9 protein-coding genes are annotated in these 12,072 nt (G+C 36.2%); 6 read left to right on the top strand and 3 right to left on the bottom strand.

Going from position 1 to position 12,072, the window contains the following annotated elements; genetic code table 11:
• Positions 1-12: 12 nt before the first annotated feature.
• The 3 genes from qoxA to ACQKN2_RS07405 form a co-directional block, all read right to left on the bottom strand.
• Positions 13-972: a cytochrome aa3 quinol oxidase subunit II gene (gene qoxA, locus ACQKN2_RS07415; RefSeq protein ID WP_427414396.1), complete on the bottom strand. Its 960-nt coding sequence runs from the start codon at positions 970-972 to the stop codon at positions 13-15.
• Positions 973-1,805: 833 nt separating this feature from the next.
• Positions 1,806-2,648, bottom strand: coding sequence for a DUF2785 domain-containing protein (locus ACQKN2_RS07410; protein ID WP_427414395.1), 843 nt, complete (start codon positions 2,646-2,648; stop codon positions 1,806-1,808).
• A 534-nt stretch (positions 2,649-3,182) separates the two neighbouring features.
• On the bottom strand, positions 3,183-3,650 hold the full coding sequence (locus ACQKN2_RS07405; RefSeq protein WP_427414394.1) for a hypothetical protein: 468 nt from the start codon (positions 3,648-3,650) through the stop codon (positions 3,183-3,185).
• A 478-nt stretch (positions 3,651-4,128) separates the two neighbouring features.
• Here ACQKN2_RS07405 and ACQKN2_RS07400 point away from each other — a divergent pair, with 478 nt between their 5' ends.
• The 6 genes from ACQKN2_RS07400 to ACQKN2_RS07375 all read left to right on the top strand — a co-directional run bounded on the left by ACQKN2_RS07400 (position 4,129) and on the right by ACQKN2_RS07375 (position 12,043).
• Positions 4,129-5,118 carry a hypothetical protein gene (locus tag ACQKN2_RS07400; RefSeq protein WP_427414393.1) on the top strand — a complete coding sequence of 330 codons (990 nt, stop codon included), beginning with the start codon at positions 4,129-4,131 and terminating at the stop codon, positions 5,116-5,118.
• Positions 5,119-5,229: 111 nt separating this feature from the next.
• A complete protein-coding gene (gene tig, locus ACQKN2_RS07395; RefSeq protein ID WP_427414392.1) occupies positions 5,230-6,519 on the top strand; it encodes a trigger factor in 1,290 nt (429 codons plus the stop codon).
• 820 nt (positions 6,520-7,339) lie between these two features.
• Complete coding sequence (gene clpX / locus ACQKN2_RS07390) at positions 7,340-8,611, top strand: ATP-dependent protease ATP-binding subunit ClpX (protein ID WP_323647644.1); 1,272 nt, start codon at positions 7,340-7,342, stop codon at positions 8,609-8,611.
• A gap of 229 nt (positions 8,612-8,840) precedes the next feature.
• Positions 8,841-11,165, top strand: coding sequence for an endopeptidase La (gene lon / locus ACQKN2_RS07385; protein WP_427414391.1), 2,325 nt, complete (start codon positions 8,841-8,843; stop codon positions 11,163-11,165).
• Between the two features lie 4 nt (positions 11,166-11,169).
• Positions 11,170-11,751: a ribosome biogenesis GTP-binding protein YihA/YsxC gene (yihA, locus tag ACQKN2_RS07380; protein ID WP_249072773.1), complete on the top strand. Its 582-nt coding sequence runs from the start codon at positions 11,170-11,172 to the stop codon at positions 11,749-11,751.
• Between the two features lie 118 nt (positions 11,752-11,869).
• The gene (locus tag ACQKN2_RS07375) at positions 11,870-12,043 is read left to right on the top strand and encodes a YjfB family protein (RefSeq protein ID WP_323647639.1); all 174 of its coding nucleotides are present in this window, start codon (positions 11,870-11,872) and stop codon (positions 12,041-12,043) included.
• The last annotated feature ends 29 nt before the right edge of the window (positions 12,044-12,072 follow it).

Genomic DNA, 12,072 nt, shown 5'->3' with positions numbered 1-12,072 from the left:
CAGGTGTAAAAATTAATGTGAATGTGTTTCTTCAGTATTTTTCTCTGAATCAGAATGATTCCCATGTTCCATTTTAGAGTGATCCATTTCTTTTTCAGACATGTTCATATCACTATGATCCATGTCGCCCATTTTCATGTGTTCACTGTGTTCCATTGGAGCAGGACTAAATTCTAAGTGTGTAGATGAATAGCTTGAACGACCAACGTGTTCTGCTTTTAATAGTTCATCAAATTTTTCTTCTGTTAATGGTTTTTCGTTTGCTTTTACATCAGAAGCCCATTCATCGAAGTCTTTTTGTGTCATAGATTGCGCTTCAAATTCCATTTCAGCAAAACCGCGACCGCTAAAGTTAGAGTTACGGCCCATGAATGAACCAACCTCATCTGCAGCAAGGTGAATAGTTGTTAACATGTCACTCATCGCGTATTTTTGTCCTGCTAATTGAGGAATCCAGAAACTTGTGATTGGTCCGAATGAGTAAAGCTTGAACTCAATTGGACGATCAGTAGGAATATTTACATAGTTTACAGTTTCAATTCCTTGCTCTGGATAGCTAAAATGCCATTTCCAGTTAGAGGATGATGCGTAAATAACAAGTGGCTCTTTATTGTCATAACCTTCTGGTGTTGTCTCTACTGTACTTGTTGTTCTAACAGTAACAACTGCCAAGAATGCCACTATGATAATAGGGATAACTGTCCATATTATTTCAAGTACATGACTACCCTCTTCGTGAGGAGGCTCATAATCGGCAGATGCTTTTGAAGCACGATATTTAGTTAGCATAAATGCTAAAAGTACATACACGACTAGTAATATAAAGGCCATTGTAATAATGGATAAAATAATTGTGTCTGATAATGTTTTGGCATTTGGCCCTTTTGGATCAAAGATTGTTAGCGGTTCACAGCCAGCAAGAATTGCAAGCGCACTAAATGCAACAAACATTAAGCTTAACTTTTTCTTCATGTTTGACTCCTTTCTATAAAACGGCTATTCATAAATTTCATGTGTTTATTTAATAGATTCGAATTTATAAATAGTGGGTAATACGGTCACCTCTTTTAATTGATGTACCAATCAAATAATCAGAAATACTAACAATGGCATGGTTCATTATGAAACATTGAAATTAGTATTTGATTGGTCTAATGCAAGCGTTCGCAAAATCATTAATCTGTGTAATCGATTTTTAAACAATGTGTCATAATCGATCGACACAAATGTTGTTGTTTGCATATTGGATTATACGCCCCGTTTGAAAGAAAAAAATTATTTTTTTATATTTTTAATAATAAAATGGGGGAGAATATGAACATTTTTTGAACAAAAATCGTTATTTCAATATTAGTATTTTTGCGTTTAATATAATAAACACTGTTAGAACGTTGAAAACACTGAGTTTCTCATCCTTAACTAAGTAAATAGTTTTTTTTGTGAAAATGTCATTTCACATTTTAGACGTCGTTTTGTAATAATATCACCGTTATGTTAGGCTGTTGAATGCTTTTTTGTTGCGTTTTTTTAAAAGATAAGAACACAAAAAACAGGAATGTGGATATATCAGGATAAACTTTCAATGTAAGGGATGTTTGGAAAGTGGTATTTCGGAAACGACTATAAATTATGTTAATATAATTACTAACTTCCATATATTGTATTCTTGATATTTTATCCGAAAAGTAAAAAATGCAAACTAAGGGAATCCTTAGTTTGCTAAATTTGGTATGGGGACGAAAATAAATGTTTGAAGCAGAGAGAAAATGGAATTCATCTTGGTTCGCCAAATTATGCTAGACATTTTATGCGCCAAGTTTTAGCCATTTTGCGACTTGTCCATAGATAGTATTTTGAAGTTTTGGTGCTAGGTTATGCATCTTTAAGGCAAAATACAATGTTTTCATTAAATTTAATGTACATGTACGTCCGCTAAAAAAGGCTTCGTTATAACCTTGTGTCACTAAATGCATTTCAAATTTATCAAATACCTGTTCGACATATTCTATTAATGCTTCTTCGGAGTAGTCACGAGCTAGTAACGCTTCAATTATGTTAACTAAGCGTTCCTCTTCATCGTTGACAAAGACAGTATCTTTCCAAGTAACAAGTTTCAAGGCATGCAAGATTAAAGGTGCATGCTGTAAATCGAATTTTGGGTGTTTAATTGTCATTGCTGCTAGATCTGCACCATGTGCAATGCTATGCGCCCACCCTTTATCTTGAACATAACCTCTTGTATCTTTTTCCAATAATAAAAAGCGGCCGATCTTTTGAAAGAAAATTTGTAGACGATCATCATTTAAAATCAGTAGTTCAGCATCTTTTGCAAGTATACTTGCTACAAGTAAAGCAGAAAACGAACGTGTAAAGACACTATCTGTCATTTCTTCACCTATGTTTAAATATAAGTAATCGTCGTCTATTACTGTATCAAATAAATATTGTAGCTGTTCAGTGCTCAGTAAATTGTCGCTAAGTATATCAATAAAAGTACGATAAATTAATTTGTCTCGTAATTCAGCATCTGGTGAACCAATGTACGTTAACATTTCTTGTAATAACCAATCGCCCTTTTGTAACATAAATTCTTGTCGTTCTGAAGGTGTCATGGTTGAAAATGATTGTAATGCATTTTTGATATTCATCTGTAATTCCCCCGAAATTAAGTTAATTCTCTGTAAGAGCATTCTTTTTTAAGTTTTCCTTGAGGATCACTGGCTTTGTTTTTTAATGCAGAGATCTAGTGAAAATGCTTTTATGGAGCTAGGTCTTTTTATTATAACGCCTCAACGATAAATTTGTTGATTCGTGAAGTTTTCTAGTGATATAGATGTATATTCGCAATGGGAATTCCAGAATCAAGAGAAAGTTGATATGATAGACAAGCAACAAAAAGGGAAAGACTTATTATAGGAGCACAATAAAAGACATACCTTTAAGTTTAGAGTAATATACCAAAGATACATGCTTTGTGAAGTGGTTGATTGGAGTGGAGACTGAGCGACTCCTTGGGGATTAGCGTCACAGATGAGACCCTGGAGCGAGCATCGCGAGTGAAGCGGCTCATCGGACGCCCCCAGGAAAGAGCTCAGTCGGAACGGAAATCAACCCCTCGTTTTGCCAAAGAATCTTTAATGACATCATAAAAGACATACCTATTTAAGTATGTCTCATCCTAGTTACACTATAACAGCTGATTTTATACCGAGCGGCCATTCGGTAAAGGTATTTTGATTGGTTTTTAATTCTACAAGAATATTTGCATTGTTAATGGCTTCGATTAGCCATTCACTATAATAAAGATTCGGTTGGGCGTGCTGTAAGATTCGTTGCATATCTTTTTTGTCGATACTTAGAAGTTTATAGTTGCATTCTATTTGTACACTTTGGGGAATAATAAAAAGTGACTCATGTTGGTGTCCGATTGAAATGGAGCCAGGAATGTAACCTTGGATACTTATAATATTTGTAATTGCTTCTTGTGTGTATAAATCAATCTTTGTCCGTGTGAGTATTTCAAATTCAATCGGGTAATCCTTCTGATGAGGATTGTCTGCTGTAGAAAATGAAACTACTTTAATTGATAGTGCCTCAAACATAGGAGAGATGCTACTACCAAATTCAATAACTGTATTCATTAATTGCATGTGTTCCACTCCTTGTGAAGAACTTTTTTAGCAATTATGCAACGGCATAATTGCGTCCGAGATCAGAGGCCTGCATGCGAGTAAGTTAGTCGTTACATGAATGCCTGTAAACCGTAATAAATGAAAGATATTATTAATTATAATACAATTTATTACAAAATATGAAATACTATAGCGATGGTTTTTTTAAATAAGGTAGTAAAAATATATTGTCATCGTTGAAAGTTGAAAATGATATCTGTTAAAACGTATACCATCTAATGAGGATGATTGGAGTAAATGAGCGAAGCGTTACAGATGAGACCCTAGTGAGAAGTAGTAGAGAAATGCACAAAGTTCTGTGATAACTCGTGATAATCCCTAGTTGCTCATCGGAACTCTTGGTAAAGCCCTCGGTTAAATACGGAAATCAACGCCATGATATGATGATGATTATATAGGAACTAATAAGTAAAATAGTCGTAAAGAGGTGAGAAAAATGACAAAGCGAAAACGACATGTTATAAAACATGACAATATTGTTGTTTTTCCTGGTGCTGTTCAGACATTAATACGTGAAGGACATATGTATGCGGAAAATTATCAATATGAAGAGGCAGTGGCCAGTTTTGAAAAAGCATTTTTATATGAAGATGGAGACGAAATGGCATTAAGTACCTATGCGTATGCTTTATATGAATTAAAAGCATACGATAAAGTAAAAAATGTTTGTGAGCAATTGTTTGCTATGGGTACGACATTGTATGTGGAAGTGATGGAACTGTATGTTACTGTATGTATGCAGTTAAAAGAATACCATCAAGTAGAGTCGTTAATTTCGACATTAATTGAAGAAAATGTACTTCCGGAAGATCAGCTTGAGAAATTTGAACGCTTAAGAAGCTTGAATCAAGAGGTAGCAAGGAATCTCCAAATAAAAGAGGATGCAAAACGATTGTTAGAAGAGCAAGAATATGAACTTTCGCAATTTAGTGCCTTAACGGCAAACGAACAATCTATTCGACTGCATCGCTTAATGGAGACGAATGTAAGGCAACTAAAGACAGCGTTGAAAGCTATTATTGAATGTCCAACAATCCATCCGTTTGTTCAGAGCTTAGCATTAATCCTATTAGTGGAACAAGAAGTGTCAATTGAGATTACTGTCTCAAAATTTAATGGAACAAAAATTATTAACCCTATCAATTTAGTCTTACCAAATCAGTTGCCTCAGTATAAAGAAGTAAAAAAAATAATCGAAAATAAATTAGAGCAAGACCCATCGACGTTGGAAATGGTACAATATTTAATGGCGAAGCATGCCATTGTGACGTATCCGTTTGAGTGGCACCCATATGAAGCCGATGATATTGCCTATAGTTATATTGACTTTGTACAATCTATGCTCGGAAAAGTACAGGAAATGAACTATGAAATCATTGACTTTTTACAAATGTTAGAAAAATTGACGGAACTACATGAAGTATGAAATAAGTTGAAACTATACGCATCTATGTTATACTAAAATGGTTGTCAAAATCGTAGTTACGAATGAATTGTCTAACAATAAACTTGATCATTTATTTGGAGGTATTTATACATGTCAGCAAAATGGGAAAAACAAGAAGGTAATATCGGTACTCTTACAATAGAAGTACCTGCTGCAGAAGTAGACGCAGCAATGGACCAAGCGTTCAAAAAAGTTGTAAAACAAATTAACGTACCAGGTTTCCGTAAAGGAAAAATGCCTCGTAATATGTTTGAACAACGCTTTGGTATCGAATCTTTATACCAAGATGCATTAGAAATCATCGTTCCTGAGTCTTATTCGAAAGCTATCGATGAAGCTGGTATTATGCCAGTAGATTACCCAGAAATTTCTGGTACAGAAAACTTCACACATGGTAAAGATTTCACATTTACTGCTCAAGTAACAGTGAAACCAGAGCCAAAACTTGGTGAGTACAAAGGTTTAGAAGTTACGAAGCTTCCAGTAGAAGTTACTGATGAAGAAGTAGAAACACAAATTCAAGAGCAATTAGCTCGTAAAGCAGAGCTTGAAATTAAAGAAGACGAAGCAATCGTAGAAGGCGATACAGCTGTTATCGACTTTGAAGGTTTCGTAGGTGAAGAAGCGTTTGAAGGTGGCAAAGGTGAAGACTACCCACTAGAAATCGGTTCAGGTTCATTCATCCCTGGCTTTGAAGAGCAACTTGTAGGTATTAAAACTGGTGAATCTAAAGACGTAGTTGTTACTTTCCCAGAAGAATACCATGCAGCTGAATTAGCTGGTAAAGAAGCTACTTTCAAAGTAACTGTAAAAGAAGTTAAAACAAAAGTTCTTCCAGAATTAAATGATGAATTCGCTAAAGAATTAGACCCAGAAGTTGAGGGTGTTGAAGCTTTACGCGCTAAAATCAAAGAGCAAACTGCTGAACAAAAACAAGCTGAATCAAATGCAGCACTTCGTGACGAATTAGTTGAAAAAGCAGCTGAAAGTGCTGATTTTGAAGTACCTGCTGGTATGATTAACTCTGAAACTGATCGTATGTTACAAGAATTTGGTCAACGTTTACAAACGCAAGGAATGAACTTAGACCTTTACTATCAATTCTCAGGTCAATCAGAAGAAGATTTACGTGGACAAATGAAAGAAGAAGCAGAAAGCCGTGTACGTGTATCTTTAACACTTGAAGCAATTGCTGAAGCTGAAAAAGTTGAAGCAACTGAAGCTGATATCGAAGCTGAATTAGAAAAAATGGCTGCTCAATTTAACATGACAAAAGAGCAAATTACAGGTGCTTTAGGTGGCACAGCAGTTCTTGAAAACGACATTAAAATTCAAAAAACAGTTGAATTTTTAGTAGAAAACGCTAAAATTACTGAATAAGATTTTTTTGTAACTGGATAGAAAAATGAAAACAAGGTACGGCATAAAACCGTGCCTTGTTTTATCACATATTTTGTGTTTAGGTGTAGCTGGATTCCTCGTTAGGTTTAGTTAATTATATTATTAATAATACGACTACTTTCACCGCAAAAGTATCCTCCAAAAGGAATTGCTTTTTTGAAGAGTGGATAGGCAAAGCCTTTACATTTCTCTAATACATAGTATTGTTTGACTTTTCACACGATGCTAAAATTTGACTTTATTCAGCAGAGATAAGGCTTAATTGATTGATGTCTCAATTCTTCCAAATGAGGAACAACGAAATACATCCTCTACTGAATGAAGTTAAGCCTCTGGCGAATGTAATAGATTTTAAAAAGAATCTGTAACTTTAACTTGTACTACCGAGTATAAAAAGTAAGGTCACGAGTCATTACCAGCTGATAAAGGTCAGGGAGCTTGACTAAACTTAAGGTCTCTAGTCGCTGGAGCTTTCTGAAGAATCAGTCAGTTACACAGTGTGGTAATAAAAGGTATGATTAGCGGGATTCCGGCTCATCCCAAAAGTTGTGGGTAACATTTGTTAAAACGTATGCCATTTATATAAGTCGAAATGGAAATCAACCACACGCTATGGTGATGAGTTGGAATTTATTGAGTTAATGAAATGGAAGCTTTGTGGCAAATATTCATGTTTTTTGTACAATGAATGTCAAAAATCTTGAACTATAAACGCCGTGGTGTAAATGGATGCAGACAATTTATTTGATAATGATTCAATAATCTTGTAAGATTGTTGCTTGAATAGGGGTGAAACATATTGTTCAAATTTAATGATGAAAAAGGCAATTTAAAATGCTCATTCTGTGGGAAACCACAAGAACAGGTACGTAAACTAGTTGCGGGTCCTGGTGTTTATATTTGTGATGAATGTATCGAACTTTGTTCAGAAATCGTTGTAGAGGAACTGGGCGTTGAAGAAGAAATTGAATTCCAAGATATTCCGAAACCGAAAGAAATCTTAACGATTTTAGATGAATATGTAATAGGACAAGATCGTGCTAAAAAAGCTTTAGCAGTTGCGGTTTACAATCACTACAAACGCATTAATACAAATAGTAAGATTGATGATGTAGAATTAGCGAAATCGAACATTGTGTTAATCGGCCCAACTGGTAGCGGTAAAACTTTATTGGCCCAAACATTGGCACGTATATTAAACGTTCCTTTTGCTATTGCGGATGCTACTTCACTAACTGAAGCTGGCTATGTTGGTGAGGACGTTGAGAATATCTTATTAAAATTAATTCAATCAGCAGATTACGATATTGAGCGTGCTGAAAAAGGGATCATCTATATTGATGAAATCGATAAAGTTGCACGCAAATCTGAGAATCCATCCATTACACGTGATGTATCTGGCGAAGGTGTACAACAAGCACTTCTTAAAATTTTAGAAGGCACAGTTGCGAGTGTCCCACCACAGGGTGGTCGTAAGCATCCTCACCAAGAGTTCTTACAAATCGATACTACAAACATCTTATTTATTGTGGGTGGAGCGTTTGATGGAATAGAATCCATTATTAAACGTCGTCAGGGTGAAAAAGTAATTGGTTTCGGTTCAGATCCTAACAAAATAGATATGGATGAAGGCTCAATTATGGCAAAGCTGATTCCTGAGGATTTATTGAAATTTGGTTTAATTCCAGAATTCATCGGTCGATTACCAGTACTTGCAAGCCTAGAGCAATTAAACGAGGCTGCGCTTGTACAAATTTTAACAGAGCCAAAAAATGCACTAGCTAAGCAATATCAAAAAATGCTTGAATTAGATGGTGTTGAGCTTGAGTTTGATGAAGGTGCCCTTTCTGAAATTGCAAAAGAAGCAATTGAGCGGAAAACAGGTGCACGTGGTCTTCGTTCAATTATTGAGTCAACGATGCTTGATGTAATGTACGAACTACCTTCACGTGAAGACGTGAAAAAATGTATCATTACGGCAAAAACAATTACGGATAAAGAAAAACCGAAATTGCTTCTTGAAGATGGCACTGAACTCGATGAAGGTAGCGACACAAAAACTTCAGCATAACGAACAGACGTGTCTGTCTATTGTTATGAGATAAAGAGTAATTTAGCTGACTTCGATTGTGCAATATTCGCACATTCGACAGTCAGCTTTTTATTCATTCATACATAAAGCCAACTGTAATTAGATGAAATTTTTGGCTCAATTGATTAACTAGTGTGAATCAGCTTTTTAGACACATACTAGTAGCGTGGGAGTGAATAAGAAAATTTTGACGGAGGTGAATACCCGCATGGTGACAATACAAAAAACAACAAATGTACCATTATTGCCTTTACGTGGACTTTTAGTATACCCGTCGATGGTGTTACATATTGATGTGGGTAGAAATCGTTCTGTAGCGGCGCTAGAACAAGCGATGTTAGAGGACCAACTAATATTATTAGTAACACAAAAAGAAATGCATGATGAACAGCCTGATGAGCAAGATCTCTATGCAGTTGGTACGATGGCATATGTCAAACAGATGCTTAAATTACCAAATGGAACACTGCGTGTTTTAGTAGAAGGTGTAGAGCGTGCAACATGGTCTAACTATCAGGCTTTAGAAAAATATACGGTTGTTGACATCGATGTTAAGGAGGAAACAATCGATAAGGATATTGAAACACAGGCTTTAATGCGTACGTTGTTAACGCATTTTGAAAGATACGCGAAAGCCTCCAATAAGATTACATCTGAAACCATCAGTACTGTGGCAGACATTGAAGAGCCAAGTCGTTTAGCGGACATTATTGCTTCACACTTGCCATTCAAGATTGCAGATAAACAAGAAGTATTGGAAATGCTCAGTGTAAAAAAGCGTTTAGACCATTTAATTATTCGTTTACATGACGAACAAGAAGTACTTGATCTTGAGAAGAAAATTAATACAAAAGTTAAGCAATCCATGGAGCGTACTCAAAAAGAATATTATTTACGTGAACAAATGAAAGCTATTCAAACTGAGCTAGGGGACCGTGAGGGGAAAACTGGCGAAGTCGCTGAATTACGTAAACGTATTGACGAAACAGGAATGCCTGAATCCACGAAAGAAGTAGTGCTTAAAGAGTTGGATCGCTATGAGAAGCTACCATCAGCTAGTGCAGAGAGTGGCGTAATCCGAAACTATATTGATTGGATTGTAGCACTACCATGGACAAATGCCACTGAAGATCGCATGAATATCGCACATGCAGAGGATATTTTAAATCGTGATCATGACGGATTAGAAAAAGTGAAAGAACGTATATTAGAATATTTAGCTGTACGTCAATTGAAAGAATCATTACGTGGACCCATATTATGTTTGGCCGGACCTCCAGGTGTAGGTAAAACTTCATTAGCACGATCTATTGCAGAAAGCTTGGATCGCAAATTTATCCGTATTTCATTAGGTGGGGTACGTGATGAATCAGAAATTCGTGGTCATCGTCGTACGTATGTTGGGGCAATGCCAGGGCGTATTATTCAAGGGATGAAAAAGGCAGGGACAATTAATCCTGTGTTCCTTCTAGATGAAATTGATAAAATGTCTAATGACTTTAGGGGAGATCCGGCAGCAGCGATGCTTGAAGTTTTAGATCCGGCTCAAAATAATACATTTAGTGATCATTACATCGAAGAACCTTATGATTTATCAAATGTATTATTTATAGCAACTGCCAATGATTTAAGTACAATTCCGGGACCGTTACTAGATCGTATGGAAGTAATTTCAATTGCTGGCTATACAGAAATTGAAAAAGAGCAAATTACGAAAAATCATTTAATACCAAAACAGTTAAAAGAGCATGGCTTGAAAAAAACACAAGTTATTATTAAAGACGAAGCAGTAATGGATATCATCCGTTATTATACTCGTGAAGCAGGTGTTCGCGGACTAGAGCGTCAAATCGCAACCCTGTGTCGTAAAATCGCTAAGATTATTGTTTCTGGTGAGAAAAAACGGGTAACAGTAAGCTCGAAATCATTAGAGGAATTACTCGGTAAACATCGTTTCCGATATGGACAAGCCGAAGAGGAAAATCAAATCGGTGTAGCTACTGGGCTTGCTTATACAACTGTGGGTGGTGATACATTACAAATTGAGGTATCATTAACACCTGGTAAAGGAAAATTGCAGCTAACTGGGAAGTTAGGAGATGTCATGAAGGAATCTGCCCAAACCGCCTTATCGTATGTCCGCTCAAAAATGGAAGAGCTAAAAGTGGATGCAGAATACTTTGAAACACATGATATTCATATTCACGTTCCTGAAGGAGCAGTGCCGAAAGATGGACCTTCCGCAGGTATTACAATGGCAACCGCAATTGTTTCCGCAATTTTACACCGTCCAATACGCCGTGAGGTCGGCATGACGGGTGAAATTACTTTACGTGGACGTGTACTGCCAATTGGGGGCTTAAAGGAAAAAACACTCAGTGCGCATCGAGCAGGCTTAACGACAATTATTTGTCCGAAAGATAATGAGCGTGATATTGAGGATATTCCTGAAAGTGTACGCGAACAACTAACATTTAAACTAGTGTCATCGGCTGATGAAGTATTAGCCATTGCACTGGACGGAGGTATTTAAGAAAATGAAAGTCCATAACGTCGAAATGGTCATAAGTGCTGTAAGACCAGACCAATATCCAGAAGATGGACTGCCAGAATTTGCACTAGCCGGTCGTTCAAATGTGGGGAAATCCTCATTTATTAACCGAATGATCGGTCGTAAAGCTTTAGCACGTATATCTTCTAAGCCCGGAAAAACACAAACGCTTAATTTTTACAAAATTGAAGAGCAATTGTTCTTTGTAGATGTTCCGGGTTATGGTTATGCAAAGGTTTCAAAAACTGAGCGTGAAGCATGGGGGAAAATGATTGAGCGTTACATCACAGGGCGCAATGAATTAAAGGCAGTCGTACAAATTGTTGATTTACGTCATCCTCCTACAGCGGATGATCGCATGATGTATGATTTTTTAAAGCATTACAATATTCCTTGTATTGTCATTGCAACAAAGGCAGATAAAATCCCAAAAGGTAAATGGGATAAGCATAAAAAAGTCGTGAAAGAAACGCTAGATATGGAAAAAAATGATCCTCTGATTGTCTTTTCTTCAGAAAAAGGAATTGGCTTTGAAGAAGCTTGGCGTACTATCGAAAATAAAATGTAATAAGAAAACATCTATTGCGTCTAATACTTAGGACAGTAGATGTTTTTTTTATTAAAATGGATGGAATTGCTTGATGAATGAAACAACTGACCGATAAATTAAATAGGAGGTGGACTAAATGGATATCGCAGCTTTATCTATTGCAATGAATCAAGCAACTTTAATGCAAAATGTATCTCTAGCTGTAACGAAACAGGCAATGGAGATGCAACAGCAAAATACAGAACAATTAGTTGACATGTTAGATGCTCCACATCCAACAGCTGGACATACAATTGACGTTCAAGTTTGATGAAGGAAGGTAGCTTGAAATCGGAAGCT

The sequence above is a fragment of the Lysinibacillus sp. NPDC093688 genome (assembly GCF_050280145.1).
GTDB lineage: Bacteria > Bacillota > Bacilli > Bacillales_A > Planococcaceae > Lysinibacillus > Lysinibacillus xylanilyticus_B.
The sequence above is the reverse complement of the archived record's forward strand: the minus strand, read 5'-3'. Positions and strand labels throughout refer to the sequence as shown.